The organism is Streptomyces paromomycinus (assembly GCF_003865155.1).
GTDB classification, from domain to species: Bacteria; Actinomycetota; Actinomycetes; order Streptomycetales; family Streptomycetaceae; genus Streptomyces; species Streptomyces chrestomyceticus.
In genome coordinates this window covers 7,184,876-7,211,653 of record NZ_BHZD01000001.1, presented here as the reverse complement: position 1 = coordinate 7,211,653, position 26,778 = coordinate 7,184,876, and the positions used below count along the sequence as shown (strand labels likewise).

The 26,778-nt window shown below is 73.9% G+C and carries 23 protein-coding genes and 1 riboswitch; of the genes, 14 read left to right on the top strand and 9 right to left on the bottom strand.

The annotated features are described in order from the left end of the window. Nucleotides 1–149 precede the first annotated feature (149 nt). Genes OEIGOIKO_RS31125 through OEIGOIKO_RS31115 form a run of 3 tightly spaced genes read left to right on the top strand, consistent with a single transcriptional unit; the run spans nt 150 to nt 5,181 of the window. Nucleotides 150–1,208, top strand: a complete 1,059-nt coding sequence (locus tag OEIGOIKO_RS31125) for an AAA family ATPase (RefSeq protein ID WP_246177645.1) — start codon at nt 150–152, stop codon at nt 1,206–1,208. After that, nucleotides 1,208–2,650: a DUF58 domain-containing protein gene (locus tag OEIGOIKO_RS31120; RefSeq protein ID WP_125056826.1), complete on the top strand. Its 1,443-nt coding sequence runs from the start codon at nt 1,208–1,210 to the stop codon at nt 2,648–2,650. Before OEIGOIKO_RS31125 ends, OEIGOIKO_RS31120 begins: the two co-directional genes overlap by 1 nt. After that, nucleotides 2,647–5,181: a transglutaminase TgpA family protein gene (locus OEIGOIKO_RS31115; RefSeq protein WP_125056825.1), complete on the top strand. Its 2,535-nt coding sequence runs from the start codon at nt 2,647–2,649 to the stop codon at nt 5,179–5,181. The genes OEIGOIKO_RS31120 and OEIGOIKO_RS31115 overlap by 4 nt, the downstream gene beginning before the upstream one ends. Before the next feature lie 708 nt (nt 5,182–5,889). On the opposite strand, the gene OEIGOIKO_RS31110 is transcribed toward OEIGOIKO_RS31115, so the two are convergent. From OEIGOIKO_RS31110 to OEIGOIKO_RS31100, 3 genes are all read right to left on the bottom strand, one after another. Beyond that, nucleotides 5,890–6,303: a DUF3040 domain-containing protein gene (locus OEIGOIKO_RS31110; RefSeq protein WP_125056824.1), complete on the bottom strand. Its 414-nt coding sequence runs from the start codon at nt 6,301–6,303 to the stop codon at nt 5,890–5,892. Between the two features lie 257 nt (nt 6,304–6,560). Continuing rightward, a complete protein-coding gene (locus OEIGOIKO_RS31105) occupies nt 6,561–7,316 on the bottom strand; it encodes a methyltransferase (RefSeq protein WP_125056823.1) in 756 nt (251 codons plus the stop codon). A gap of 99 nt (nt 7,317–7,415) precedes the next feature. After that, nucleotides 7,416–7,901, bottom strand: coding sequence for an SAV_6107 family HEPN domain-containing protein (locus OEIGOIKO_RS31100; RefSeq protein ID WP_125056822.1), 486 nt, complete (start codon nt 7,899–7,901; stop codon nt 7,416–7,418). A 226-nt stretch (nt 7,902–8,127) separates the two neighbouring features. Between OEIGOIKO_RS31100 and OEIGOIKO_RS31095 the strand changes: the two genes are divergently transcribed. The 5 genes from OEIGOIKO_RS31095 to OEIGOIKO_RS31075 all read left to right on the top strand — a co-directional run bounded on the left by OEIGOIKO_RS31095 (nt 8,128) and on the right by OEIGOIKO_RS31075 (nt 14,478). Continuing rightward, on the top strand, nt 8,128–8,958 hold the full coding sequence (locus OEIGOIKO_RS31095) for an ATP-binding cassette domain-containing protein (protein ID WP_125056821.1): 831 nt from the start codon (nt 8,128–8,130) through the stop codon (nt 8,956–8,958). Then, the gene (locus OEIGOIKO_RS31090; RefSeq protein WP_125056820.1) at nt 8,925–11,132 is read left to right on the top strand and encodes a YhgE/Pip domain-containing protein; all 2,208 of its coding nucleotides are present in this window, start codon (nt 8,925–8,927) and stop codon (nt 11,130–11,132) included. Before OEIGOIKO_RS31095 ends, OEIGOIKO_RS31090 begins: the two co-directional genes overlap by 34 nt. A 35-nt stretch (nt 11,133–11,167) precedes the next feature. Continuing rightward, nucleotides 11,168–11,779 (top strand): TetR/AcrR family transcriptional regulator, encoded by a 612-nt coding sequence (locus OEIGOIKO_RS31085; protein ID WP_031004000.1) that lies wholly within the window; start codon nt 11,168–11,170, stop codon nt 11,777–11,779. Nucleotides 11,780–12,172: 393 nt separating this feature from the next. Further along, nucleotides 12,173–12,793, top strand: coding sequence for a DUF4126 domain-containing protein (locus OEIGOIKO_RS31080; RefSeq protein ID WP_031004002.1), 621 nt, complete (start codon nt 12,173–12,175; stop codon nt 12,791–12,793). Between the two features lie 143 nt (nt 12,794–12,936). Beyond that, nucleotides 12,937–14,478, top strand: coding sequence for a phytoene desaturase family protein (locus tag OEIGOIKO_RS31075; protein WP_125056819.1), 1,542 nt, complete (start codon nt 12,937–12,939; stop codon nt 14,476–14,478). Nucleotides 14,479–14,521: 43 nt separating this feature from the next. Here the strand turns inward: OEIGOIKO_RS31075 and OEIGOIKO_RS31070 are convergent, their stop codons facing one another. The 5 genes from OEIGOIKO_RS31070 to OEIGOIKO_RS31050 form a co-directional block, all read right to left on the bottom strand. Further along, nucleotides 14,522–15,562, bottom strand: a complete 1,041-nt coding sequence (locus OEIGOIKO_RS31070; RefSeq protein ID WP_125056818.1) for a hypothetical protein — start codon at nt 15,560–15,562, stop codon at nt 14,522–14,524. 52 nt (nt 15,563–15,614) lie between these two features. After that, complete coding sequence (gene metF / locus OEIGOIKO_RS31065) at nt 15,615–16,532, bottom strand: methylenetetrahydrofolate reductase [NAD(P)H] (RefSeq protein WP_125056817.1); 918 nt, start codon at nt 16,530–16,532, stop codon at nt 15,615–15,617. A gap of 209 nt (nt 16,533–16,741) precedes the next feature. Next, entirely contained in the window at nt 16,742–17,392 is a 651-nt protein-coding gene (gene thiE / locus OEIGOIKO_RS31060; RefSeq protein ID WP_125056816.1) for a thiamine phosphate synthase, read from the bottom strand. Nucleotides 17,393–17,545: 153 nt separating this feature from the next. Next, nucleotides 17,546–17,911: an Rv2175c family DNA-binding protein gene (locus OEIGOIKO_RS31055; protein ID WP_030020891.1), complete on the bottom strand. Its 366-nt coding sequence runs from the start codon at nt 17,909–17,911 to the stop codon at nt 17,546–17,548. A gap of 213 nt (nt 17,912–18,124) precedes the next feature. Next, a complete protein-coding gene (locus OEIGOIKO_RS31050; protein WP_125056815.1) occupies nt 18,125–19,405 on the bottom strand; it encodes an NAD(P)/FAD-dependent oxidoreductase in 1,281 nt (426 codons plus the stop codon). A gap of 156 nt (nt 19,406–19,561) precedes the next feature. Continuing rightward, nucleotides 19,562–19,677, top strand: a riboswitch (TPP riboswitch). Between OEIGOIKO_RS31050 and thiO the strand changes: the two genes are divergently transcribed. From thiO to OEIGOIKO_RS31025, 5 genes are all read left to right on the top strand, one after another. Next, complete coding sequence (thiO, locus tag OEIGOIKO_RS31045; protein ID WP_148112437.1) at nt 19,675–21,060, top strand: glycine oxidase ThiO; 1,386 nt, start codon at nt 19,675–19,677, stop codon at nt 21,058–21,060. Its footprint overlaps the riboswitch before it by 3 nt. After that, nucleotides 21,057–21,275 (top strand): sulfur carrier protein ThiS, encoded by a 219-nt coding sequence (gene thiS, locus OEIGOIKO_RS31040; protein ID WP_030020888.1) that lies wholly within the window; start codon nt 21,057–21,059, stop codon nt 21,273–21,275. Before thiO ends, thiS begins: the two co-directional genes overlap by 4 nt. Nucleotides 21,276–21,285: 10 nt before the next feature. After that, nucleotides 21,286–22,080 (top strand): thiazole synthase, encoded by a 795-nt coding sequence (locus OEIGOIKO_RS31035; protein ID WP_125056814.1) that lies wholly within the window; start codon nt 21,286–21,288, stop codon nt 22,078–22,080. 200 nt (nt 22,081–22,280) lie between these two features. Further along, on the top strand, nt 22,281–24,290 hold the full coding sequence (gene pknB / locus OEIGOIKO_RS31030) for a Stk1 family PASTA domain-containing Ser/Thr kinase (protein ID WP_246177644.1): 2,010 nt from the start codon (nt 22,281–22,283) through the stop codon (nt 24,288–24,290). Between the two features lie 93 nt (nt 24,291–24,383). Continuing rightward, the gene (locus tag OEIGOIKO_RS31025; RefSeq protein WP_281288406.1) at nt 24,384–25,334 is read left to right on the top strand and encodes a deoxyribonuclease IV; all 951 of its coding nucleotides are present in this window, start codon (nt 24,384–24,386) and stop codon (nt 25,332–25,334) included. Nucleotides 25,335–25,425: 91 nt separating this feature from the next. Here the strand turns inward: OEIGOIKO_RS31025 and OEIGOIKO_RS31020 are convergent, their stop codons facing one another. After that, entirely contained in the window at nt 25,426–26,049 is a 624-nt protein-coding gene (locus OEIGOIKO_RS31020) for a sulfite oxidase-like oxidoreductase (RefSeq protein ID WP_371858985.1), read from the bottom strand. 155 nt (nt 26,050–26,204) lie between these two features. On the opposite strand from OEIGOIKO_RS31020, the gene bfr reads away from it, so the two are divergent. Then, complete coding sequence (bfr, locus tag OEIGOIKO_RS31015; RefSeq protein WP_125056811.1) at nt 26,205–26,684, top strand: bacterioferritin; 480 nt, start codon at nt 26,205–26,207, stop codon at nt 26,682–26,684. The last annotated feature ends 94 nt before the right edge of the window (nt 26,685–26,778 follow it).

The window sequence follows — 26,778 nt, the reverse complement described above, 5'->3', positions numbered from 1 at the left end:
GGGCGGCGAGAATGCGTGAGTGACGTCGTCGCGGCCGTGCGGCCGGGGCGGCGCGCAGGGCGGGGAGGGCCGGTCCGTACGGAGGACGTGTGCCCGCAATGGGGTACCCGTGCTCCCCGGAGCGCGGGGCAAGGGCCGAGGAGGGCCGGGTGACGACCTATGACGAGCAGGCGAGCCTTGGAGGTCACCCCGCGCGGCCGGAGCCGGGCGCGCGGGGAGATCTGACCACCACGGCGGAGCGGGTCCGCAGGTCGGTGGAGGCCGTGATCGAGGGCAAGCCCGAGGTCGTACGGCTCTCGCTGACCGTGCTGCTCGCGGAGGGCCATCTGCTCATCGAGGACGTGCCGGGCGTGGGCAAGACGATGCTCGCCAAGGCGCTGGCCCGGTCCATCGACTGCTCGGTGCGGCGCATCCAGTTCACCCCCGACCTGCTGCCGTCGGACATCACCGGCGTGAGCGTCTACGACCAGCAGCGGCGGGACTTCGAGTTCAAGCCCGGCGCGGTCTTCGCCCAGATCGTGATCGGTGACGAGATCAACCGCGCCTCGCCCAAGACCCAGTCCGCGCTGCTGGAGTCGATGGAGGAGCGCCAGGTCACGATGGACGGGCAGACCTACGAACTGCCCGCGCCCTTCATGGTCGTCGCCACCCAGAACCCGGTCGAGATGGAGGGCACCTACCCCCTGCCGGAGGCGCAGCGGGACCGTTTCATGGCGCGGGTCTCGATCGGGTACCCGAGCCCGGAGGCCGAACTGCAGATGCTGGACGTGCACGGCGCCGCCTCTCCCCTGGAGGAGCTCCAGCCGGTCGCGCACGCCGACGAGATACTGAAGCTGATCGACGCGGTGCGCGCGGTCCATGTCGCCGCGCCGGTCCGCAGATACGCGGTGGACCTGGTGGCCGCCACCCGCACCCACCCCGAGCTGCGGCTGGGTGCCTCGCCGCGGGCGACGCTGCACCTGCTGCGCGCGGCGAAGGCGTCGGCGGCGCTGGCCGGCCGGGAGTACGCCCTCCCCGACGACGTGCAGGCGCTCGCGGTGGCGGTGCTGGCACACCGGCTGCTGCCGACCGCGCAGGCCCAGTTGAACCGCCGTACGGCCGAGCAGGTCGTCGTCGAGATCCTGCGCCGTACACCGGTCCCCGACCCCTCGGCTCAGCAGTGGCCCCGGCCGCACGCGCAGCAGCCGCCCGGCGCCCGGGGGTACTGATGACGGGCGGGGGGACCGAGGAAGCTCCGGAGCCCGGCGGGCTGCGGACCGCTCTCGCGGGGCTGACGACACGCGGCCGGTCCTTCCTGGCGGCGGGCGTGGCCGCCGCCGTGTGCGCGTACGCCCTCGGGCAGACGGACCTGCTCCGGGTCGGACTGCTGCTGGCCGTGCTGCCCCTGGTGTGCGCGTTCGTGCTGCACCGCACCCGCTACCGGGTCACGGGACGCCGGACCCTCTCCCCCGCCCGGGTGCCGGCCGCCGCCGAATCGCGGGTGCTGCTGCGGGTGGAGAACGTCTCGCGGCTGCCCACCGGTGTGCTGATGCTCCAGGACCGGGTGCCGTACGTGCTCGGGCCGCGGCCCCGGTTCGTCCTGGACCGGGTGGAGGCGGGCGGCCGCCGCGAGGTGTCCTACCGAGTCCGCTCCGACCTGCGGGGACGGTATCCGCTGGGGCCGCTGCAGCTGCGGCTGTCCGACCCGTTCGGCATGTGCGAGCTGACCCGTTCCTTCAGCGACGAGGACACCCTGACGGTGGTGCCGAGGGTCGAGCCACTGCCGCCGGTGCGGCTCACCGGAGAGGCTTCCGGGTACGGCGACGGGCGGCAGCGGGCGCTCGCGCTGGCCGGCGAGGACGACGTGATCCCCCGCGGCTACCGCCACGGCGACGATCTGCGCCGCGTCCACTGGCGTTCCACCGCGCGCTACGGCGAGCTGATGGTCCGCCGGGAGGAACAGCCGCAGAAGGCGCGCTGCACGGTCCTCCTGGACACGCGGCGCACGGCCCACCAGGGCTCCGGGCCGGACTCCGCGTTCGAATGGGCGGTGTCGGGCGCCGCGTCGACGGCGGTCCATCTGCTGGAGCGCGGCTTCTCGGTGCGCTTCCTGACCGACACGGGCACGTCCGTACCAGGCCCGGACGGAGGCGGCGGCTGGGCGGGCGGCACCGAGTCCGCCGACACCGTGGGGCTGCTGCTGGACACCCTCGCCGTGGTGGAGCACTCCGCCGAACCGGGCCTGGCCCGGGCCTACGACGTGCTGCGCGGCGGCAACGAAGGGCTGCTGGTCGCCTTCTTCGGCGACCTGGACGAGGAACAGGCCGCGGTCGCCGGGCGGATGCGGCAGCGCAGCGGGACGGCGGTCGCGTTCGTCCTGGACGGCGACGCCTGGTCGCGGGGCGCGGACGGGCCGCGGTCCAGCGCCGGCGAGGCCGGGCGGCCGCTCGCCGAGCGCCTGCGGATGCTCCGTGAGGCGGGCTGGAAGGCACTGCCGGTCTCGCCGGGCGATGCGCTGACGGCACTGTGGCGGCAGGCGGACCAGGTGGCGGGCGTACGCCAAGGCCCCTCGGGCGGTGGCGGGCCTGCCCCGGCGGACGGCCCTTCCACCGGGCCCGGCCCCGGACCGGCCGGGCCGGTCGCGGCACCGGGAAGCGGAGTGACGACATGAGCGGGCGAGCGAGGCTGACGGTGTGCGCGGCGGTGGCGACGCTGTGCGCGTCCAGTGCGCTGCTGCCACTGGTCGAACCGGTCGGCTGGATGATGCAGGCGGCCGTCCTGCTGGTGATCGTGTCCTGCGCGGGCGGGCTGGCCCGCCGGGTGCCGCTGGCCCGGCCATTGACCGTCGCGGCGCAGGCCGTGGTGGCACTGCTGCTGCTCACCGTGCTCTTCGTGAACGACCAGGCGATCGGCGGGGTGCTGCCGGGGCCCGACGCGTTCCGGGAGCTCGGCGAACTGACGCAGGAGGGCGTCGCCGACGTCAGCCGCTACGCCATACCGGCGCCGGTCACGGCGGGCATCCGCCTGCTGCTGGTCGGCGGGGTGCTGCTGGTCGGCCTCGTGGTGGACACGCTGGCCGTGACGTACCGCAGTGCGGCGCCCGCCGGACTGCCGCTGCTCGCGCTGTATTCGGTGGCGGCGGGTCTCTCCCAAGGCGGCGCGGGCTGGCTGTGGTTCCTGATCGCGGGAGCCGGCTATCTGCTGCTGCTCCTGGCCGAGGGCCGGGACCGGCTCTCGCAGTGGGGCCGGGTGTTCGGCGGCCGGGTCCCCGGCGGACGGCCGCCGGTCGCCAAGGGGCAGAGCTACGCCTCCACCGCGAGCGGCCCGGCGTACGCCCCGGTCCGTACAGGCCGCCGGATCGGCGCGCTGGTGCTGGGCGTCGCCCTGGTGGTGCCCGCGGTGCTGCCGTCCCTCGGCGGCGGGCTGCTGGGCCCGGCCGTGGCCGGCCGCGGCGCGGGCGGCGGCACCATCTCCGCGGTGAACCCGCTGGTCTCCCTGCAGAACAGCCTGAACCAGCCGGAGGACCGGCAGGTCCTCAACTACCGCACCACCGCTTCGGACACCCGAGACCTGTATCTGCGGATCGTCGCGCTCGACCAGTTCGACGGTACGGCGTGGAAGCCGTCCGAGCGTGCCGTAAAGGACGTGCCCGACCGGCTGCCCGGCCCCGCGGGGCTGAGTCCGAAGGTGGATGTCACCACCGTCAACACCTCCGTCTCCGCCGCTCCTTGGTACGCGCAGAACTGGCTCCCGCTGCCCTACCCCGCCTCCCACGTGGACATCTCCGGGCGCTGGCGCTTCGAACCGGAGGGCCGCACGCTGGTCGGCGATCGCGGGCAGAACACCCGGGGTGTGCAGTACCAGGTCGAGAGCCTGCTGGTGCGGCCCACCGCACGGCAGCTGGACACCGCGCCCGCGCCGCCCGCCGAACTGACGCGGGAGTACACGAAGGTGCCGGACTCACTGCCCCCGGTGGTGCGCGAGACCGCGCGGCAGGTGACGCGGGACGCCGGGTCGGCGTACGACAAGGCGGTCCGCCTCCAGGACTGGTTCTCGCTCAACGGCGGCTTCACCTACAACACGGAGGTGCGGGCCGGCAGCGGCACGGAGGCCATCGCCCGGTTCCTGGAGCAGAAGGAGGGCTTCTGCGTGCACTTCGCCTTCTCTATGGCGGCGATGGCACGCACGCTGGGCATACCGGCCCGGGTCGCGGTCGGCTTCACCCCCGGCACCCGGCAGAGCGACGGCTCGACCTCGGTGGGCCTCAAGGACGCGCACGCCTGGCCCGAGCTGTACTTCGAGGGGACGGGATGGACGCGCTTCGAGCCGACGCCGAGCCGTGGCACGCCGCCCGACTACACCCTCGCCGACACCCCGTCCACCGGCGGTACGAACGCCCCGGCGCCGCAGCCGTCGCATTCGGCGGCGGAACCCGTGGGGCCGTCGCCCTCGCAGAGCTGCGCTCCCGCCGAGCGGCGCGTGGGCCCCTGCTGGACGCCGCCCGCGCAGTCGGCGAGCGGCCCGGCGGACGACGGGCCCTCGCCGTGGGCGATCGCAGCCCTCTGCATCGGCGCGGTGGCCCTGCTCCTGCTGCCGGTACTGCCGCTGCTGTGGCGGCTGCGGGCCCGTTCCCGGCGCCTTCGCGGTGCCCGCCCGGGCGGGGACGGCCCGGCCGGGACGCTCACGGCCCATCTGGAGGCGGCCGACGCCGCCTTCTGGGGTCACAGCGGGTCGCCGGAGCCGCAGGGCAGCGCACGTCCCGGGCAGTACGGCACCGCCCGTACGCTCGCGGCCTGGCGGGAACTGGTCGACTCCGGCTGGGACTACGGCATCCTGCCGGACGAGTCCCTGACCCCGCGCAAGGCGGCGGAGCGCATCGTACGCATAGGTGAGCTGGACGGCACGGCGGCGGCAGCGGCCCACCGCGTCGCGGCCTCGGTGGAACAGGTCCTCTACGCACCGGCCCCGCGTCCGGCGGCCGGCCTCGCCGACGAGGTGCAGCGCGTCCGCACCGGCCTGCGGGACGGCGCCTCCCGCCGCCTGCGCCTGCGCGCTCTCCTGGCACCCCGCTCGGCCGCCCGGGCCGTGTGGACGCTCTCCTCCCGGTGGTCCGACTTCCTCGCCCGCTGCGCGGCGAGCCCACCGGCCACGGCGGTGCGCCGCGCGGCAGGTGCGGTGAGGCTCTCACGGGGCAAGCCGTAGCCACGGCCCCCGGGTGATGGACATCAGGTCGCCTTCGCTCTCACAGTCGCAAAGAGCGAAGGCGGCTGGGGCGGCCCCGCCATCGTGCGCCGAAGCTTCGTCGGACTGCGGGCCGGCTCGACGGTGGCGCGGGCCCGGACCCTCCAGACTTCGTCCTCCGGTCCCACACTCTCCCGAACGTGTTCGGCTATCGCGACGCGGGTGGGGGGACGCCTGCCCCCACCGGCCGTCGGACGCCCTACGGCGGGAGGGGCCGGACCGTAGGACGAAGTCCGTAGGGCCGGCCCCGTGCCCGGACCGAAAAGAGCGCCACCCAGTACAAACAGCCAGTCGGCCACCGAGTGCGCCCCGCCGCCGGGCACCGAAACTCCGCCGCACTGCGGGCAGCCCGACGGGGGTACGGGCCCGGGCCCTCCAGACTTCGTCCTCCGGTCCCGCACCCTCCCGAACGTGTTCGGCTATCGCGGCGCGGGTGGGAGGACGCCTGCCCCCACCGGCCGTCGGACGCCCTACAGCGGGAGGGGCCGGGCCGGAGGGCGGAGTCTGGAGGTCCGGGCCCGTGCCTGGCTGCGGAATCGCCGGGCTACCGGTGAGCGGAGGCCGCTCGACCCGGCGCGGGTGCTCGCGCGCACGAAAAGCGGCCGCCCGGTATCGGGCGGCCGCATCGTGAGGCGGGGACACGGACGAGGAGGAAGTCCGCGGGGTGTTTCAGTGGCCCTGTTCGTCGCGGCGGCGTTGCCAGCGGCTTTCGATCCGGTCCATCATCGATCGGCGCTGCCTGGCCTGGCGGCGGGCGGAGGTGCCGCCGGGTCCCGCGCGGCCGCCTGCCGCGGTCTGCTGCTCGCCCGGCTTGGGGGCCTTGCGCCATCCGGTGACCGCGAGCACCGCGCAGCCCAGCATGACGAGGAAGCCCACCACGCTGACCCAGATCTGCTGTGCGACCATTCCGGCCATGAGGAGCGCGATACCTACCAGGAAGCCCGCGACCGCTTGGTAGACCCGTCGCCGGGTGTACGTACGCAGCCCGCTTCCCTCAAGCGCTGTCGCGAACTTGGGATCTTCGGCGTACAGCGCTCGCTCCATTTGCTCGAGCATTCGCTGCTCGTGCTCCGAGAGCGGCACGGAGTCCTCCTACTCGTCGGTCGCGGGGGGCGACCGGGTGCGACCCTTTCAGGATAGGCAGGGAATCGCCCCCGTGAAACCCGCCCCTCTACGCCAATTCACTGTCCGGGCCGCCACGGCGGTCGGTGGTGCTTGCAGGCTGCATTCCCCACCCTCCGATCCGTCATGCCGGACGCTGTACCCCGATCATACGGGGCGAAGCGGCTGATCGGGTGGCCTGTGGCCGACTGCACGTGCGGGAAGGCGGGCCGGCGGTGTCAGCCGCGCTCGGCGAGGACGTGCAGCTGGGTGGCGACCGAGTGGAAGGCGGGCTGCTCGGCGGCGGCTGCCTCCAGTTTGAGCAGGGCGTCCATGGCGCCGGGCTCGGTGTCCACGAGCACGCCGGGCACCAGGTCGGCGAAGACCCGTACACCGTGCACCGCGCCGACCCGCAGGCCGGTGTCCGAGACCAGCCCGGTGAGCTGTTCGGCGGTGAAGCGCCGGGGGACCGGATCGCCGTCGCCCCAGCGGCCCGCCGGGTCCGACAGGGCGTTCTTGGCCTCGGTGAAGTGGCCCGCCAGGGCACGGGCGAGGACGGCGCCGCCGAGTCCGGCCGCGAGCAGGCTCAGGGTGCCGGCCGGGCGCAGCGCGCCCACCGCGTTGCGCACGCCCTCGGCCGGGTCGTCGACGTACTCCAGCACGCCGTGGCAGAGCACGGCGTCGTAGCCGCCGGGCTCGACCACGTCGAACAGCCCGTGGGCGTCACCCTGCACCGCGCGCACCCGGTCGGCGACGCCCGCCTCGGCAGCCCGCCGCTCCAGGGCGAACAGGGCGTTGGGGCTGGGGTCCACCACCGTGACGCGGTGTCCCAGGCGCGCGACCGGCACGGCGAAGTTGCCCGTGCCGCCGCCGGTGTCCAGGACGTCGAGGGCGTCCCGCCCGGCGGCTTCGGCCCGGTGTTCCAGGGCGTCTTTGAGAACCTCCCAGACCACGGCGGTACGAAGGGATGCGCGCGGGCGCAGCGGGTCAAACACGGCGGGTGGCTCCTCGGCGGGGGCATGAACTGATGGGTACCACCCTAATGGGACCTGCGGGGACGGCCCGGCAGCCCCGCTGCCGCCCGCCCCTCCCCCTCACCCCGCCCGCTGCGAGGGCAGCACCGGCTGGAGGAGCAGCATCCGTTCCACCAGGCGCAGGAACATCGCCACGTCGCGGATCAGGTCGTCGGCGTCGCGCGGGCCGGCCGCGCCGGCTATGCCCGCCTCGGCGCGGGCGCGGCGCTGGGCTCCGGAGGCGAACAGCGCGCTCCATTCGGCGAGTTCGGGAGCGACCTCGGGCAGGACCTCCCAGGCACTGCGGATGCGCTGCCGGCGGCGGAGGCTGGTCTCGGGGCGGCCGCGCACGGCGAGGACGGCGGCAGCCGTGCGCAGCGCGGCGAGGTGGGCGGTGGCGTAGCGCTCGTTGGGGGTTTCCAGGCCGCGGGCCTCGTCGATGCCGCGCTGCGCCTGGGCGAGCAGGTCGAGGGCGGCGGGCGGCGCGGCCGCCCGGCGCAGGACGGGGTGGACATCGCCCGGAGGGCCGTACGCCGCGGAGCTGTCCGCGGCCGAACTGGCTGCCATGACGAACCTCCTGTCGTCGCATGACGGTTCAGGACCGTTATGGGGCCATCGTGCGGCACACCACTGACAATCGGCTCTGACCTGCTCTTTCCCCGAAAAGCCGGGGTAATGCGAAGAGATCCTTCCGTTCGGCGGAAAGCGGGCGGACCCCGTCGACCCCCTTGCGGTGACATGACAAGGCTGCGCATACTTTTTGCACTGACTGGTCAGTTCAAGGGAGGGGATCGTGCACAGCACCCCGCACGGGGCGGCCGTCACCGCCACGGGCTACGGCCTCCAGGGCCCGCGCGGCTGGGCCTTCCGGGACGTCGGCCTCGCGGCGCAGCCGGGTTCGCTGATCGCCGTGGAGGGCCCGTCCGGCTCCGGACGCACCTGCCTCCTGCTCGCGCTCACCGGCCGGATGGCGACCACCGCCGGTACGGCCGAGGTCGCGGGCCTGCCGCTGCCGAAGAAGAAGGCAGCGGTACGAGCGGTCACCGCTCTTGCGCACGTACCCGGTGTCACCGATCTCGAACCCGCGTTGACCGTGGCCGAGCAGCTGCGCGAACGCGTCCTGTTGCAGCGCCGGTTCGGTGACTCCGCCCCGGCTGACGCTGGGGGTGCCCTCAGCGCGCTGCTGCGTCCGCGCCGGGAGCGTACAGCAGCAGCCCGCGTCCGGATCGACGCGGCCCTGGAAGCGGCCGGCCTGGACCTGGCCGCCCTGCCCAAGGGCGACCGGACGTCCGTACGTGACCTGGAACGGCCGGAGGCGCTGCGCCTGTCGATGGCCTTGGCGCTGATCGGGCGGCCCCGCCTGCTGGCCGTCGACGACACCGACATGAAGCTCTCCGACGCCGAACGCGCGGGCCTCTGGGCGACACTGCGCTCCCTCGCGGAGTCCGGCACGACCGTGCTCGCGGTGTGCAGCCAGGCGCCGGACGGCGCGGTCGTGGTGCGCACCGCCCCGCGGCGACGGAAGGGGCGCCGAATCCGCCCCCGGCACCGACGGCACGGGCACCCACGACGACGAGAAGGGGGCGGCGGATGCGCTCGCCGAGGCTGGCCGCGCTTGAGCTGAAACGGTTCGGGAGGGGCAAGCTGCCGATGGCGGCGCTGATCGCCCTGCTCCTGCTGCCGCTCCTGTACGGCGCGCTGTACCTGTTCTCCTTCTGGGACCCGTACGGGCGCCTGGACAAGATCCCGGTCGCCCTCGTCAACGAGGACGCGGGCGCCGAGGCCAAGGGCAAGAAGATCACGGCCGGTGACAGCATCGTGGACGGCCTGCGCGACAGTCACACCTTCGACTGGCACAAGGTGAGTGCCAAGGAGGCCGAACAGGGCGTCGAGGACGGCTCGTACTACCTGTCGCTGACCGTTCCCGAGGACTTCAGCAAGCGGATCGCGTCCAGTTCGGGCGACCACCCGGAGACCGGCGCCCTCCGCGTCCGTACGAACGACGCGAACAACTACATCGTCGGACAGATCTCCCGCACGGTCTTCTCCGAGGTGCGCTCGACGGCCTCGGCGAAGTCCTCGCGCAGCTTCTACGACAACATCTTCGTCTCCTTCTCGACGCTGCACGACAAGACGCAGGAGGCCGCGGACGGCGCCGGGAAGCTCAAGGACGGCATCGGGCAGGCCCAGGACGGCACCGGCAAGCTCAAGGACGGGCTGGGTACCGCCAAGGACGGCAGCGGCACGCTGGCCGCCGGTCTGAAGGACCTCGACGCGGGCGCCGGCCGGCTCGCCACCGGCACCGCGGACCTCGCCAAGGGCGCGTCCGCCGCGTCCCAGGGGGCGGACCGGCTGGCTTCCGGTTCCGGCCAGGTCGCGCGGGGCACCCAGCAGCTGGCCGACAAGGTCAACGGCGTGGTGGACGAGGTCGGGCCCTTCATCCGGGCGCACGGCAAGGAGATCGGGCGGATCGCCAAGGTGGTCGCCGACGGTTCGCAGGCCGTACGCGACAACTTGGACAAGCTGCCGCGCGCGGCCGACGCGGGCGCCCGGCTCTCCCGGGGGATGTCCGACCACCTCGCGGCCTTCTACCGGCAGCGGTGCGGCGAGGGGGCGCGGCCCGACGCCTCCTGCGCCGAGCTGAAGCAGCTCAAGGACCAGGCGGCGGCCGCCGCGGCCAAGGCCGAGGAGATCAGCGGCTACGTCCACGACCAGAAGAACCTCGACCAGCTGGGCCGCGACCTCGACTCGCTGCACCGGCTGGCGGGCGAACTGGCCCGGCGCGGCCCGACCCTCGGCGCCGACATGGACGCCGCGGTCGCGAAGATCAACCAGCTCAACGCGGGCGCCCACCAGGTCTCCGCGGGCGCCGGCCAGCTGGCCGCCGGCACCGGGAAGCTGGCGGACGGCGCGGGGCAAGCGGCCGACGGGGCCCGGAAGCTGCACGACGGCGCGGGCCGCGCCGCGTCCGGGGCGGGCGACCTCGACCAGGGGGTCGGCAAGCTGAAGGACGGCGCGCAGACCCTGTACGGCGGCATGTTCAAGCTCTCCGACGGTTCGGAGAAGCTGGCGGGCGGGCTGCACGACGGCGTGCGGCAGATCCCCGACTACGGCAAGCAGGACCGGGACGCCCGTACGCGCGTGATGTCCGACCCGGTGCAGCTCGCCTCCCAGGCGGCGCACCGCGCGCCCAACTACGGCACCGGCTTCGCCCCGTACTTCATCCCGCTCTCCCTCTGGGTCGGCGCGATGGTCGCGTACATGCTGATCCCGCCGCTGAACCGGCGCGCGCTCGTCATGGGCGCGGGCGCCTGGCGGATCGCGGTTTCCGGCTGGCTGCCGGTGTTCGCCCTCGGGGTGCTCCAGACGGCCGCGCTGATGTCCGTCCTGCACTACGGGCTCGGTCTCCAGATGGAGCGGCCGGCCGGCACGATCGGGTTCCTGCTGCTGGCCACGGCCTGCTTCGCGGCGATCGTGCAGTGGCTGAACGCCCGCTTCGGGCCGGCCGGGCGCATCCTGGTGCTGGCGCTGCTGATGCTCCAGCTGACGTCGGCGGGCGGTACGTACCCGGTGCAGACCAGTCCCGGTTTCTTCAACGCCATCCACCCGTACCTGCCGATGAGTTACATCGTCGAGGGGCTGCGGCGGCTCATCACGGGCGGCGATCTCGCGCCCGTGTGGCAGGGCAGCGCCGTCCTGCTCGCCTTCACCGCGGCCGCGCTCGCGCTGACCGCCTGGGCGGCGCGCGGGAAGCAGGTCCTCCGGATGAAGGACCTCCATCCGGAGCTGAGCCTGTGAGCGCGCGGGCCGCCGGGAGCGGCACAATCTCCCCCATGGACAGCTCCAGCACGCGCCGCCAGACCACCCGGCGCAAGCTCTTCGAGGCCGCCGTCACGCTCATCGCCGAACAGGGCTTCTCCTCGACGACGGTGGACGAGATCGCCGAGCGCGCGGGTGTCGCGAAGGGCACCGTGTACTACAACTTCGCGAGCAAGAACGAACTCTTCGAGGAGCTGCTGCGGCACGGCATCGAGCTGCTGGCCACCTCCCTCCAGGAGGCGGCCGACGCGTCGGCGGACCGGGGCGGCACCCGGGTGGACGCGCTGGACGCGATGATCCGGGCCGGGCTGGACTTCATCGCCCGCTACCCGGCGCTGACCCAGCTCTACGTCGCCGAGCTGTGGCGCACGAACCGGGCCTGGCAGTCGACGTTGATGGTGGTGCGGGAGCGGGCCATCACGGTCGTGGAGGGCGTGCTCCGGGAGGCGGTGGCGGGCGGCGAGCTGAGCGAGGACATCGACATCCCGCTGACGGCGTCCGCGCTGTTCGGGATGGTCCTGGTGGCGGCGCTGGACTGGCAGTCCTACCAGCCGCACCGGTCGATCGACGACGTGCACGCCTCGCTGTCCCGGCTTCTGCAGGGGCGGGTGAGCGGGCACCCGTAGACACGCGCCCGCCCGCGCCCCGGGGCGCACGCAGCGGCGGCGGCCGGCCTCGTGAGCCGGCCGCCGCCGCTGTCCTGTACCAGGCGCGCTGCCCCGGACCGGATCGTTCCCCCGGCGATCCGTCCAGGACAGCGCTTCCCCCGTGGGGCCCCGTACCCCCGTACTTTCCCCCGTGGAGCCCCCTATCTTCCCCCGTACTCCCCCGTCACGTCCGGGCTGCCGTGCCGATTCCGCCGCCCCGTGCCGGCGGTGCCGGCCCGGCGTCCCTTCCGTGCTGCACACTCTTCCGTCCGCGCAGGTCGCGGCCCATCCGCGTACCTACTCATCTCGGTGACTGAGTACGGATACTCAAACCTGAGCACCGGCGCGCAGCGGCTCGTTACGATCTCCTGCGTGTCGGTACTCCCCCTTGTCTTCACCAGCGGCTGGGCCAGCGGAATCAACGCCTACGCCGTCGTCCTGCTCCTCGGCGTGCTCGGTGCCACCGGAGCCGCCGACGAGGTGCCCGCCGCGTTGCAGCGCACCGATGTGCTGATCGTCGCGGGGGTGCTCTTCCTGATCGAGGCGGTCGCCGACAAGATCCCGTACGTGGACTCGGTCTGGGACGCCGTGCACACGGTCGTCCGGCCGGTGTCCGGCGGGGTCGTGGCGGCGCTGCTGGCGGGCCACGACGGGTCGCTGCCCGAACTGGCGGCGGGCGCGGTGGGCGGCACCAGCGCGCTGGTCAGCCATCTGGTCAAGGCGGGCACGCGGATGGCGGTCAACACCTCGCCGGAACCGGCCAGCAACTTCGTGCTGAGCACCCTGGAGGACCTCGGCGTCGCGGGCATCGTGGTCTTCGCGGTGTTCCACCCGGTGGCCGCGGCGATCGTCGCCGGGGTGCTGCTGGTCGGCGGGATCGTGCTGGTGGCGTTCCTGTGGTCGCGGGTACGGCGCTTCCTGCGGCGCCGGCGGCAGCGGCGGGAGGAGCGGCACCTGGCGGCGGCGCGGGAGGGATCGGCGCCGGTGGGCTGAGGCGGGAGGGCCGCCGGGCCGGGGTGTCCGCCGTCGCGGTACGGGCCCGGGCGGGCCGTCCGGCCGTCGCGGTACGGGCCGGGCGCGGCCGCCGGTGCCGGGTGGGAGCGGCGTTGTCAGTGGTGCCGGATAAAGTCGCAGGCATGGCACGGATTGCGGTGATCGGCGCCGGGATGGGCGCGATGGCGGCCGCCGCCCGGCTGGCCGTCGCGGGCCACCGGGTGGCGGTGTACGAGCGTACGGCGACGTACGGCGGCGCGGTGCGCCGGTTCGAGCGCGCGGGCTTCGGTTTCGACACCGGGCCCGGCCTTCTGCATCTGCCCGCCGTCTACCGCGACCTGTTCGTCAAGACCGGCCGCGAGCCGCTGGAGAGCGTCGTCGAGCTGTCCCAGGTCGACCCGGCCGCCCGGCACGTCTTCGCCGACGGCACGGCCGTCTCCCTGCCGAACGCCTCACGGGCCGGTGTCCTCGCGGCGCTGGACGGCGCGCTCGGCGCGGGCGCCGGTGAGCGCTGGAGCGCGTTCCTGGGCCGCGCCCGCGACGCCTGGGACCGTACCCGCCGCCCGCTGCTGGAGGAGCCGCTGTGGTCCGACTGGCAGGTGCTCGGCCGTGAGCCGTATCCGGCGCTGCCCCGGCGCGGACTGTTCGGGCGCCGGAAGGAGGTGACGGACGCGTCCCTCGCCGAGGTCGCCGCCCACGAGCTGAAGGACCCGCGGCTGGCCGCCCTCCTGGAGAGCTACGCCCTGGCGTACGGCTTCGACCCGCGCAGTGTCCCGGCGAGCGCCGCGGTCCTGCCGTACATGGAGCAGACTTTCGGAAGTTGGTATCCGCGTGGCGGCATCCGGGCGCTGGCCGACGCGCTGTACGAACGCTGCCTGGCGCGAAAGGTGGAGTTCACCTTCGGCGCCGAGGTGACGCGCGTCATCGAGGCGGACGGCCGGGCGGCGGGCGTGGAGTTGCGCGACGGCGGGAGCGCCGAGGCGGACACGGTCGTCGCGGGTGTGGCTCCGCAGCGGCTGACGGCCCTGCTGAAGGGCGCGGAGCCGTGGGGCGTGGACGACGTACGGCCCGACGACGACGCACACCGCCGGACGCCGGGACGGTTCACGGTCGCCCTCGCGCTGCGCGGCCCCCGCCCGGCGGACGCGGCCCACCGCACGGTGGTCCACGCGGCCGACCGGGCGGCGGAGTTGAGCACGCTTTTCGGGGCGGGCGGCCAGAGGGCGTTGTGCGAGCGCCCGACGGTGACGGTGCTGCGCCCGGACGATCCGGCGTCCCGCCCGGACGACGGACACGAGGCCGTGACGCTGAGCGCCGCGGTCGCACCGTACGGAGAGCCGGCGGAGCCGCCCGGCGGGGGCTCCGGGCCCGCCGAGGAGACGGCCGCGCAGGCGGCGGCCGCCGACCGGCTGGTGGCGGCCGCCGAAGCGGCGATACCGGGACTGCGGGAGCGGGTGCTGTGGCGGGCCGTGCTGCCGCCCGTCGAAGGCGCGGCGATACCGGGTCCGGCGCTGGCCGGGGCCGGGGGCCGCTTTCTGCGTCCCGGCAACCGTACGCGGATACCGGGGCTGTACGCCGTCGGCGGCTGGACGCATCCGGGCGGCGGACTGGCGCACGCCGGAATGTCGGGCGCCCTCGTCGCGGGCCTGATCGTGAACGGGGACGACTGGCGCGGCTCCGAGTGAGCCGACGGCGCCCGCGGGTGGGCCGACGGCGCCCGCGGGCCGCTCAGTAGCGGTACTGCTGCCCGTCGTAGCCCTGGTTCTGCGGGGGCTGGTAGGGCGGGTACGGCTGGTCGGCGGTGGGCTCGTTGCCACGCTGCTGGGGGACCCACACCCCGCCGGGCGGGGTGTCCCCGTACGAGGGCTGGGCCTGCGACGGGTCCTGCACGCCGGTGTACTGCTGCGCCGGGTAGGCCTGGGTGCCGCCGAAGGCGTCGGGCTGGTCGTACGGGTCGTACTGCGCGGCGTACTGCTGCGCGCCGGCGTACGGGTCGGTGTAGGGCGCCTGCCCGCCCTGTCCCTGGCCGTGGCCCTGGTCCGCGCCGTAAGCGCTGTAGTGGTCGGGGTAGGCGTCCTGCCCGCTCTGGGCGGCAGCGCCGTAACCGCCGTCGTAGGCGTAGGTGTCCTGCCCGTACTGCCCGTGCCCCCCGTAGCCGTCGTACGCGGCATAGCCGGGCTGCTCCGAGCGCGCGTCCGGGCTGTATATGCCGTACTGGCCGGTCTCCTCGGGGATCGGCTGCGGCGCGTACACCTCGGTGGAGTCGCCGCCTCCGTAGCCGTTCGGGGCGCTCTCGACGCCGGCGAAAGGGTCTGTTCCGTCGAACGCCGCCGCACCGTCGAACGCAGTCGTGCCGGCCGGCGGTGTGCCGCCGTCCGCCGTACCGGTGCCCGTTTCCTCCGGTGCGGGCACCGCCTCCAGGCCGCTGACCTGGAGGGTCGGGCCTGCGGCGGCCCGGCCGCCGCCCTTGGCCCGGCGCCGCCGGTTGTCGCCGCGCTTGCCGCTGTCCCGGCGCTTGCCGCGCAGCGCCCAGCCGGACTGGAAACCGCTCCGGAAGGACAGCGTGACGTAGGTCTGTCCGACGGCGAAGGCGATGGCGCCGGCCGCTATCACGATCACCGACGGGATGACGACCCCGACGACCACACCGAGAAAACCGGCGAAGGCCAGCAGCCGCCACCGCAGTCTGGCCTTGTACTGGAGCAGCACTTCACTGAGGAGCCAGAGGGCGACACAGCCGAATGCGATGTAGAGGACCACCCAGCCCATGTACGCCCCTCTTCCGCCGCCCCACAGGCCGCCCTGGTGCGGCAAACCGCCGTCAGGACTGCTGGTGCAGACCCAGATTCTCGTAGATTTCCAGCGTCGCCGTGGAGTGGTTCAGGGTAATGAAGTGCAACCCGGGACTTCCCTCGGCCATCAAGCGCGCACACAGCTCCGTCGCATACTCGATGCCAATGGAGCGTACAGCCGCCGGATCGTCCTTGACCGCGAGGATGCGCTCGGCCAGCTCGGGCGGGAAGGCGGCATTGCTGAGCTGCGCGAACCGCTCGATCTGGCGGACGTTGGTGACCGGCATGATCTCCGGGATGATGGGCGTCCCGCAACCCGCCGCGGCGACCCGGTCGCGCAGCCGGAGGTAGTCCTCGGCGTAGAAGAACATCTGGGTGATCGCGAAGTCCGCGCCGGCCCGGCACTTGTCGACGAAGTGCCGTACGTCGGTGTCCCAGTCCGACGAGCGCGGGTGCATCTCCGGGAAGGCCGCCACGCCGACGCAGAAGTCGCCCGACTCCTTGATGAGACGGACCAGTTCGGCGGCGTACAGGACGCCGTCGGGGTGCTGGATCCAGTCGCCCATCGGGTCGCCGGGCGGGTCGCCGCGCAGCGCGAGCATGTTGCGGATACCGGCGTCGGCGTACTGCCCGATGATGTTGCGCAGGTCGGCGAGGGAGTGGTTGACGGCGGTCAGGTGGGCGACCGGGGTGAGAGTGGTGTCGGTGGCGATCCGTTCGGTCGCCCGCACCGTGCCCTCGCGGGAGGTACCGCCCGCCCCGTACGTCACGGAGACGAAGGTCGGCGCGACCGCCTCGATCCGGCGAATGGCGTTCCACAACGTCCGCTCGCCCTTCTCCGTCTTCGGGGCGGCGAACTCGAACGAATACGACTGCTTGCCGGAAGCGAGCAGGTCACGCACGGTCCGTGCGCGATCAGTCCTGGTGGAAGCTGTGCCTAGGGCCATACGTGCAGATTATCCACCGGCTTCCCGCGCACCAACCGGCTCCGGCGAAATGCCCGGATAGCCGCGTTCCCGTCCACACCGTGGACACCGTCCGGCCGTCCCCCGGCCACCTGCCGTCCAGAAGCCCCGCGGCGGAGCCGCCGACGGCCTGCGGCGGAGCGGACCGGAGATCAGCGGCGGAAGCGCTCCGGCGGCCTGCGGCGCGTCGGTCACTCCCCGCGGGCGCGTATCCGCTTCGCCAGGCCGGCGGCCGCGGCCCCCGGGTCCTCGGCCTCGGTGATCGCCCGGACGACGACCACCCGGCGGGCGCCCGCGTCCAGCACCTGGTCCAGGTTGGACGCGTCGATCCCTCCGATGGCGAACCAGGGGCGCTCGGGCCGCCGCGCGGCGGCGTGGCGGACCAGGCCCAGGCCGGGGGCGTGGCGACCGGGCTTGGTCGGGGTGGGCCAGCAGGGTCCGGTGCAGAAGTAGTCCACGCCGGGCTCGGCCAGCGCGGCGTCCACCTCCGCCTCGGCGTGGGTGGACCGGCCGATCAGCACGTCGTCGCCGAGGACGGCGCGGGCGGCGGGTACCGGCAGGTCGCCCTGGCCCAGGTGCAGGACGTCCGAGCCGATGGCGTGGGCGACGTCGGCGCGGTCGTTGACCGCGAGCAGCTTGCCGTGCCGGCGGCAGGCGTCCGCGAAGACCTCCAGATGGGCCAGCTCCTCGGCGGCCTCCATGCCCTTGTCGCGCAGCTGCACGACGTCCACGCCCGAGGCGAGCACCGCGTCCAGGAACGGCGCGAGGTCGCCCTGGCGCTTGCGGGCGTCCGTGCACAGGTAGAGCCGGGCGTCGGACAGGGCGTGGCGTGCGGTGCTCATCGGGCGGGTCCCCCCAGGTCTGCGGCGTACGGGCCGGGCCTTCCGGCCCGTACGCCAGTGGTGCGAAGACGGTCGCGGCCACGGGTGCGGTCGCGACGGTGGTACGGCTGCGGGCACGCTCACGCACGGTTGTGCCCGCGGCCTGGAGCGGGCCTAGACGGCGAGCGCCTGGGCCCGGCGCTTCACCTCCGTACCGCGATTCTCACGCAGGGCCTGGGCTGGGGTGCCGGGCAGCGTCTCGTCGGCGGTGAAGAGCCACTCCAGCATCTCCTCGTCGGCGAAGCCGTCGTCCCGCAGGAGCGTCAGCGTCCCGACGAGGCCCTTGACGACCTTGCCGTCCTTGATGAAGTCGGCCGGCACATGCAGGGCACGGTTCTCGCCACGGCGCACCGCGATCAGCTGGCCCTCCTTCACCAGCTGCCGCACACGCGTCACCTCGACGCCGATCATCTCGGCGATGTCGGGGAGGGTGAGCCAGGCGGGGACGAGTCCATCGATCTTTGCGTCAATCTCGGTCACGGGACAAGCCTGCCACCTCGCACTGACAGCCGGTAGCCGGGCATCCCCGTCGGCGCAGCCCACAGCACCCGAACGCACCGTCGGACGGAACGCCGGAAGCACCGTCGGACGCACCACCGGGCACGCCGTCCACCCGGGCCGCAGGCCCGGCTCCCCCGGCCCCGGTTTCCGCCCCGGTCCGCCTCGGGCCACCCCGGTCCGCCTCAGACCGCCTCAGACCGCCGCCGACTTCAACGGTACGGACGCGTCCGCCGCCATCCGCCGGTCCAGCACCGCGCCCCGCTCGATGAGCCGGCGGCCCTGGGCCAGGTCGCGGGGCCGGCCGACCGCCAACAGCGCGACGAGCACGCCCTCGCGCAGCCAGACCACCGACCAGGCGGCGCTCTGCGGGTCGCCGCGCCACACCGTCTCGTCGGCGCCCGCGTGGTGCCCGGCGTACTGCACGAAGCGGCCGAACTGCTCGGACCAGAAGTACGGGACCGGGTCGTAGACCGGCCCCTCGGCGGCGCCCCGGACGATGGTGGCGGCGACCGTGCGCGGCCCGTGCAGGGCGTTGTCCCAGTGGTGGACCAGCAGGCGGCTGCCGTAGCGGGCGGACGGGAAGGAGACGCAGTCGCCGACCGCGTACACGTCGGGCAGCGTGGTGCGCAGCCGTTCGTCGGCCAGGACGGAGCGGTCCTCGGGCGACAGCTCGACGCCGGAACCGGCCAGCCAGGAGGTCGCGGGGCGGGCGCCGATGCCGACGACGACCGCGTCGGCGGTGAGCACCGTGCCGTCGGCGAGCGTCACCGCGCCCTCGGTGACCGCGGCGACCCGGGCGCCGGTCCGCAGCCGGGCGCCGCTGTCCTCGTACCAGGCCGCCATGGGAGCGGCGACCTCGGCGGGCAGCGCGCCGGCCAGCGGCCGGTCGGCGGCCTCGACGACCGTCACCCGGCAGCCCGCCTCGCGCGCCGCCGTGGCGAACTCCGCGCCGATCCAGCCCGCGCCGACGACCACGACCTCGCGCTGCCCGGTCAGCACCGGCCGCAGCCGCTCGGCGTCGTCGAGGGTGCGCAGCACATGGACGTCCGGCAGCCCGTCGCAGCCGGGCAGGGTGACCGGCTCGGCGCCGGTGGCGATCACCAGGTGGTCGTACGGCAGCGGCCCGGCGTCCGTCTCCAGCACCCGCGAGCCGGCCGCGAGCCCTATGGCGCGGCGGCCCAGCAGCAGCTCGATGCCGAGCGCCTCGAAGTCCACGTCGAAGGCGGACCCGTCGGCCTTGCCGAGCAGCACCGCCTTGGACAGCGGCGGGCGGTCGTACGGCTGGTGCGGCTCTTCGCCGAGCACCGTGACCGCTCCGCGCCAGCCCTGTTCGCGCAGGGCGACGGCGGTCTGCACACCGGCCAGTCCGGCGCCGACGATGACGACGCGCCGGTTGCGTTCGGCCGCGCGCTCGGCGGCTTCGCGGTCCTGGCGCGCGCGGTCAGGGTCCTGGGGCTGGGTCTGCTCGCTCACCCGATCACTGTAAGACGGTGTGTCTCGCGACCTGGAGCACCGCGCAACGAGATCTATGACACAACGTCACGGCCCGTGACCCGCCGGCGCGGCACCCGCTCCCCCGCACCCGGCGCTCCCTTACGGCGCGTCGCCGGCCCGTACTAGGGTTGCCGGTGAACGCACACGCGGGAGCCCGGACGCGACCGGGCTGAGAGGGAGGCTGAGGCGGCCTCCGACCGTACGAACCTGATCCGGGTCATGCCGGCGAAGGGAGGGGCTGGACGCCCATGCATCCACCCGTACAGAAAGCGGCGCCCCCCGGGGCTGCCTCCGTCTCCGGCGCGAGCCCCGACGTGCTCGTCATCGGCGGCGGCGTCATCGGCCTGGTCACCGCCTGGCGGGCGGCCCGGCTCGGGCTGCGGACGGCTGTCGCCGACCCCGCCCCCGGCGGCGGCGCCGCCCAGGTAGCGGCGGGGATGCTGGCCGCCGTCACCGAGCTGCACTACGGCGAGCAGACGCTGCTCGGGCTCAATCTCGCCTCCGCGCGCCGCTACCCGGAGTTCGCCGCCGAGCTGACGGAGGCGAGCGGTCTGGACCTCGGCTACCGCCGGTGCGGCACCCTGGCCGTCGCGCTGGACGCCGACGACCGCGCCCACCTGCGCGACCTGCACGCCCTCCAGCTCCGCAGCGGCCTGGAGTCCGAGTGGCTGACGGGGCGCGAGTGCCGGCGCCTGGAGCCGTTGCTCGCGCCGGGCGTGCGCGGGGGTCTGCGCGTGGACGGGGACCACCAGGTCGACCCGCGCCGGCTGGCCGCCGCGCTGCTCGCCGCCTGTGAGCGGGCCGGGGTCGGCTTCCACCGCGCCGCCGCCGAGCGGCTGACCGTCGTACGGGGCCGCGCCACCGGCGCCGATCTGGGCGACGGCAGCCGGGTCACGGCCGGGCAGGTGGTGCTCGCGGCGGGCAGCCGGAGCGGGCTGCTGGCGGGCGTCCCCGAGGACGTGCTGCCGCCGGTCCGCCCGGTCAAGGGCCAGGTGCTGCGACTGCGGATGCCGGACGGCCTGCCCGGCGGCGTACCGTTTCTGTCCCGCACCGTACGGGCCGTGGTGCGCGGCGGCCCGCTCTACCTCGTACCGCGCGAGAACGGCGAGCTGGTCGTCGGTGCCACCAGCGAGGAGCTGGGCTGGGACACCACGGTCACCGCGGGCGGGGTCTACGAACTGCTGCGGGACGCCCATGAACTGGTCCCCGGCATCACCGAACTGCCCCTGGTCGAGTCCCGCGCCGGCCTGCGCCCCGGCTCGCCCGACAACGCGCCGCTGCTCGGCCCGACCGCGCTGCCCGGCCTGCTGGTGGCGACCGGCCACCACCGCAACGGGGTGCTGCTGACGCCGGTGACGGGCGACGTGATGGCGGCGGCACTGACCGGCGGCCCGCTGCCGGAGGAGGCCCGGGCGTTCACCCCGGACCGCTTCGCGCCGGGCGCGGCCGGCCTCCCGGCCTCGTCCGGGCCCACGCCCTCGTCCGGCCCCACGCCGCCGTCCGGCCCCACGCCGTCATCCGGCCCCACGCCGCCGTCCGGCCCCGTGCCGCCGTCCGATCCCCTCCAGGCTCCCGCGCACGGCGCCGCCCAGGGACCCGCGACCGCCCCCGCCCCTCAGGAGCAGCCCGTATGACCGTCACCACGCCCATCACCGTCTCCGTGAACGGCGAGCCCCGGGAGTTCCCCGGCGGGCTCACCCTGGACCGGCTCGTCGCCGGTCTGACCACGGCACCGGGCGGCGTGGCCGCCGCCGTCAACGAGGCCGTGGTGCCGCGCGGCCAGTGGCCCGCCACCGCGCTCGGCGACGGCGACCGCGTCGAGGTCCTCACCGCAGTCCAGGGAGGCTGATCCGTACGTCATGGCCGACGATCTCCTCACCATCGCCGACACCACCTTCGACTCCCGTCTGATCATGGGGACGGGCGGGGCGCCCAGCCTCGACGTCCTGGAGCGGGCGCTGCTCGCCTCCGGCACGGAGCTGACGACGGTCGCCATGCGCCGGCTGGACCCGACCGTGCAGGGTTCGGTGCTGTCCGTCCTGGAACGGCACGGCATCCGGGTGCTGCCGAACACCGCGGGCTGCTTCACCGCGGGCGAGGCGGTGCTGACTGCCCGGCTGGCCCGGGAGGCGCTGGGCACCGACTGGGTCAAGCTGGAGGTGGTCGCGGACGAGCGCACGCTGCTGCCCGACCCGGTCGAGCTGCTGGACGCCGCGGAGACCCTGGTGGACGACGGCTTCACCGTGCTGCCGTACACCAACGACGACCCGGTCCTGGCCCGCAAGCTGGAGGACGTGGGCTGCGCCGCGATCATGCCGCTGGGCTCCCCCATCGGCTCCGGGCTCGGCATCCGCAACCCGCACAACTTCCAGCTGATCACCGAGCGGGCCGGGGTCCCGGTGATCCTGGACGCGGGCGCCGGCACCGCCTCCGACGCGGCCCTGGCCATGGAGCTGGGCTGCGCCGCGGTGATGCTGGCGTCGGCGGTGACCCGTGCGCAGGAGCCCGTCCTGATGGCGGAGGCGATGCGACACGCGGTCGAGGGCGGCCGGCTGGCGTACCGGGCCGGGCGCATCCCGCGCCGCCACCACGCGGAAGCCTCCTCCCCGGTGGAGGGCGTCGCCGCGCTGGACCCGGAGCGCCCGGCCTTCTGAGCCGCCACGGCCGGCCGGGGCACGGCGGGCGGCGTGCCCGATTAGGCGTCCCCGATCAGTCGCCACCCACCCCGCGAAACGGGCATCCCACACATCCCGGCCCGGCCGCCGGCCCGCCCTGTCACTGTTCGGATGCAATGGCCCGCGGTTCCCGGGCAGGGCGTCCGGCACCGCCGCGGCGGCTCGTAGACTCGTCTGCCGTGGATACGACCCTTCAGGACCCGCTGGTCGGGCAGCTGCTCGACGGCCGGTACCAGGTGCAGGCGCGCGTCGCCGCCGGCGGCATGGCCACGGTCTACCGGGCCATGGACACCCGGCTGGACCGGGTGCTCGCCCTGAAGGTGATGCACCCGTCGCTGGCGGCCGACGCCGCGTTCGTCGACCGCTTCATCCGCGAGGCCAAGTCCGCCGCCCGGCTCGACCACCCCAACGTGGTGGGCGTCTACGACCAGGGCACCGACGGCACGTACGTGTACCTGGCCATGGAGTACGTCGCCGGGTGCACGCTGCGCGACGTCCTGCGCGAGCGCGGCGCCCTCCAGCCCCGGGCGGCGCTGGACATCGTGGAGCCGGTCCTGGCCGCGCTGGGCGCCGCCCACCGGGCCGGGCTGGTGCACCGCGACATGAAGCCGGAGAACGTCCTGATCGGCGACGACGGCCGGGTCAAGGTCGCCGACTTCGGCCTCGTACGGACCGTCGGCACGCACAGCACCGCCTCGACCGGCTCGGTCCTGGGCACCGTCTCCTACCTGGCGCCCGAGCGCATCGAAGACAGTACGGACGGTACGGCCGGTCCGGCCGCGGACGTCTACGCGTGCGGTGTCGTGCTGTTCGAAATGCTGACCGGCGGCAAGCCGCACACCGGCGGCAGCGCCGCCCAGGTGCTCTACCAGCATCTTCACGAGGACGTGCCGGCCCCTTCCAGGTACGCGCCCGAGCTGGCGCCGCAGCTCGACGACCTGGTCGCCGCGGCCACCGCGCGCCGCCCCGAGCTGCGCCCGCAGGACGCGGTGACGCTGCTCGCGCAGACCCGCGCGGTACGGGCCGAGCTGACCGACGCACAGCTGGACGCGGTGCCGCCGCAGGCCAACGAGGCCCCGGCGGGCGGCGCGGCGGCGGGCTCCGAGGACCGTACGAGCGTGCTGCCGCGGGTCCCCGAACAGCCGCCGCTGCCCCTGGAGGAGCCGCTGAACCACACCAGCAGGCTGGAGACCCCGCCACCGGACCCGGTGTCGGCGGCCGAGCCGACCACCCGGCTGCGCCCGGCGGCGCCCGCCCCGCGGTCCGGGGCCTGGTCCGGGGCATGGACCGGGCTGCTGCGGACCCGGCGCAGGACAGCCTCGGTGATCGCGGCCGTGCTGCTCGTGCTGGTGGCGGGCGCGGGCGTCTGGTACATCAACTCCGGGCAGTTCACCACCGTCCCGGCCGTACTGGACATGACGCAGGCCAAGGCGGAGCGGACGCTGCGTGCCGAGGGCCTGGAGGTGGAGGTGAAACGCGCCTTCAGCCCGAACGTGGAGCGCGGCCACGTCATGGCCACGGACCCGGAGAACGGCAAGCGCATCCGTGGTACGGGCACGGTCACCATCACCCTGTCCAAGGGCCCGGAGATCGTCCAGGTGCCCGACCTGGCGGGCACGCCGGTCGCCGACGCCAAGCGCAAGCTGCGCGACCTGGGGCTGACCGTCGGCACGGTGCACAAGAAGTTCTCCGACGAGGTCGCCAAGGGCTCGGTGATCAGTACCGACCCGGCGGCGGGCAGCAAGCGGCGCCCGGAGACCGCCGTCGCGCTCACGGTCAGCCGCGGCGCCGAGGTCGACGTGCCGGACGTGACCGGCCGCGACCGGGCGGACGCGGAGGCGACACTGCGCGGCGCGGGCTTCGAGGTGAAGATCGCGGACGGCACGGTGCACTCCCCGCACGACCGGGGCAAGGTCGCCCGGCAGGCGCCGGGGGCGGGCGGCAAGCTGGGCCGCGGCGACACCGTGACGCTCACGCTCTCCGAGGGCCCCGAGATGGTCACCGTTCCGGACGTGACCGGCAAGACCGAGGCCGACGCGCGGCAGGCGCTGTCCGACGCGGGCTTCGAGGTCGAGGTCAAGAAGCCGTTCCTGTTCCCGAGGGACAAGGTCGAGAGCCAGTCGGCCGCGGGCGGCGGGCAGGCGGCGAAGGGCAGCAAGATCACCATCCGGCTGGAGAGTGTGCTGTAGGAGCCGGTGCCACGGCGGCCACCGGCCTCGCTGTGAGCAAGGACGCCCGCCCGCACGCCGGGGCGGGCGTCCGGCACCTGGCACCCTTGACGGGTGAGCACCTCCCCTTCCCCGCAGAACTCTCCGCAGAACGTTCCGCAGGACTCCCAGCCGGACGCCCGGCAGGACTCCCAGCGGCGCGCCCGTGAGCGCAACCCGGTCGGCGGCCATGTCCCGGTGGCCGGCGGCCTGGCCAAGGTAGGCGTGCCGTACGCCCGTGACATCGGCGGCGAGGCCGTGCAGGTCTTCGTCGCCAACCCGCGCGGCTGGGCGACGCCGCCCGGGAACCCGCAGCAGGACGAGGCGTTCCGGGAGGCGTGCGAGCGGGAGTCGCTCCCGGCGTACGTGCACGCCCCCTACCTGATCAACTTCGGCTCGCACACCGCGGAGACCGTGGAGAAGTCCGTGCTCTCGCTGCGCCACTCGCTGCGGCGCGGCCGGGCGATCGGCGCGCGGGGCGTGGTGGTGCACACCGGCTCGGCGACCGGCGGGCGGCCCCGTGCCGAGGCCCTGACGCAGGTACGTGAACGGATGCGTCCGCTGCTGGAGGAGCTGACGCACGACGACGACCCGTGGCTGCTGCTGGAGCCGACGGCAGGTCAGGGCGCGTCGCTGTGCGCGCTGGCGGAGGACCTCGGCCCGTACTTCGACGCGCTGGACCGGCACCCGAAGCTGGGCATCTGCCTGGACACCTGCCACGCCTTCGCCGCCGGGCACGACATGGCGGCGCCCGGCGGCATGAAGGCGCTGCTGGACGAGCTGGTCGACGTCGCGGGCGAGGGGCGGCTGAAACTGATCCACGCCAACGACTCCAAGGACGTCGTCGGCGCGCACAAGGACCGCCACGAGAACATCGGCGCGGGGCACATCGGCGCGGACCCGTTCGGGGAGCTGTTCCGGCATCCGGCCACCCTGGGCGTACCGCTGGTGATCGAGACGCCGGGCGGCAAGGAGGGGCACGCGGCGGACGTGGCCCGCCTGAAGGATCTGCGGCACCCGGCCTGAGGCGCGGGGCCGGATTGAGCGGTACGGTTGCGGACCGGAGCGGTTACGGCCCGGAGCGGCCACGGACCGGAGCGTTTACGGGCCGGTACGGCTACAGCTCCGGCCCGTCCCCCGGCTCCTCCTGGTACGAGTAGCGCTGTTCGCGCCACGGGTCGCCCAGGTTGTGGTAGCCGCGCTCCTCCCAGAAGCCGCGGCGGTCCGCTGTCATGTACTCGATGCCGCGCACCCACTTGGGGCCCTTCCAGGCGTACAGATGCGGGACGATCAGGCGGACCGGGAAGCCGTGCTCGGCGGTGAGCAGCTCACCGGAGCGGTGGGTGGCGAACAGGGACTTGGCGTCGGCGAAGTCGGCCAGCTTGAGGTTCGAACTGAATCCGTATTCGGCCCACACCATCACATGGGTGACATCCGGGGCGGGCGGCGCAAGGTCGAGGATCGTCCGGGTGGAGACGCCGCCCCATTCGGCGCCGAGCATGCTGAACTTCGTGACGCAGTGCATGTCGGCCACGACGGTCGTATGGGGCAGCGCGGAGAATTCCTCGTGCGTCCAGCAGTGCTTGCCGCCGTCCGCGGTGGCGCCGAAAGCGCGGAACTCCCAGCGTTCGGGCCGGAACTTCGGCACCGGGCCGTAGTGCGTGACCGGCCATCCCCGTTGCAGTCGCTGCCCCGGAGGCAGCTGAGGATGCTCCGCTTCGCGGCTTTCGGGCTGACCCATGCTCTCCATGGTGTCAGACCCTCGGGCGTGCCGGTGACCAGGGCGGCAGCGATTCGGGCAACTCGTACTAAGCGTGCACTTACTGGACGCCCAGCTCACGACGGTGCAAGGATGCGCGGCACCTGCCAGTACTCGCGTGGAAGGAGCCCGCTGTCATGCAGGGCGACCCCGAGGTCATCGAATTCCTCAACGAGCAGCTGACCGCCGAGCTGACCGCCATCAACCAGTACTTCCTGCACGCGAAGATGCAGGAGAACAACGGCTGGCACAAGCTCGCCAAGTACACCCGGCACGAGTCGTTCGACGAGATGAAGCATGCGGAGGTCCTCACCGACCGCATCCTCTTCCTGGACGGCCTGCCCAACTACCAGCGGCTCTTCCACGTCCGGGTGGGCCAGACCGTCACCGAGATGTTCCAGGCGGACCGGCAGATCGAGGTGGAGGCCATCGACCGCCTCAAGCGGGGCGTCGACGTGATGCGGACCAAGGGGGACATCACCTCGGCCAACATCTTCGAGTCCATCCTGGCCGACGAGGAGCACCACATCGACTATCTGGACACCCAGCTGGACCTGATCGAGAAGCTCGGTGAGCCGCTGTACCTCGCCCAGGTGATCGAGCAGCCGGAGGGCTGAGGCGGTCCGCTGAAACGGTCCGCTCAAGCGAACCGTTCCTTCAGCCGGGCCGCACGGAGAGCACTCCGGGCAGCGCGCCACGCCGGCGCGCCGT

Excerpts from the sequence above, each read along its gene's own strand:
- OEIGOIKO_RS31120 (WP_125056826.1), top strand. The coding sequence starts at position 1,208 with ATGACGGGCGGGGGGACCGAGGAAGCTCCGGAGCCCGGCGGGCTGCGG.
- OEIGOIKO_RS31115 (WP_125056825.1), top strand. The coding sequence starts at position 2,647 with ATGAGCGGGCGAGCGAGGCTGACGGTGTGCGCGGCGGTGGCGACGCTG.
- OEIGOIKO_RS31100 (WP_125056822.1), bottom strand. The coding sequence starts at position 7,901 with ATGGCAGCCAGTTCGGCCGCGGACAGCTCCGCGGCGTACGGCCCTCCG.
- OEIGOIKO_RS31090 (WP_125056820.1), top strand. The coding sequence starts at position 8,925 with ATGCGCTCGCCGAGGCTGGCCGCGCTTGAGCTGAAACGGTTCGGGAGG.
- OEIGOIKO_RS31085 (WP_031004000.1), top strand. The coding sequence starts at position 11,168 with ATGGACAGCTCCAGCACGCGCCGCCAGACCACCCGGCGCAAGCTCTTC.
- OEIGOIKO_RS31075 (WP_125056819.1), top strand. The coding sequence starts at position 12,937 with ATGGCACGGATTGCGGTGATCGGCGCCGGGATGGGCGCGATGGCGGCC.
- OEIGOIKO_RS31070 (WP_125056818.1), bottom strand. The coding sequence starts at position 15,562 with ATGGGCTGGGTGGTCCTCTACATCGCATTCGGCTGTGTCGCCCTCTGG.
- metF (WP_125056817.1), bottom strand. The coding sequence starts at position 16,532 with ATGGCCCTAGGCACAGCTTCCACCAGGACTGATCGCGCACGGACCGTG.
- thiE (WP_125056816.1), bottom strand. The coding sequence starts at position 17,392 with ATGAGCACCGCACGCCACGCCCTGTCCGACGCCCGGCTCTACCTGTGC.
- thiO (WP_148112437.1), top strand. The coding sequence starts at position 19,675 with ATGCATCCACCCGTACAGAAAGCGGCGCCCCCCGGGGCTGCCTCCGTC.
- thiS (WP_030020888.1), top strand. The coding sequence starts at position 21,057 with ATGACCGTCACCACGCCCATCACCGTCTCCGTGAACGGCGAGCCCCGG.
- OEIGOIKO_RS31035 (WP_125056814.1), top strand. The coding sequence starts at position 21,286 with ATGGCCGACGATCTCCTCACCATCGCCGACACCACCTTCGACTCCCGT.
- OEIGOIKO_RS31020 (WP_371858985.1), bottom strand. The coding sequence starts at position 26,049 with ATGGGTCAGCCCGAAAGCCGCGAAGCGGAGCATCCTCAGCTGCCTCCG.
- bfr (WP_125056811.1), top strand. The coding sequence starts at position 26,205 with ATGCAGGGCGACCCCGAGGTCATCGAATTCCTCAACGAGCAGCTGACC.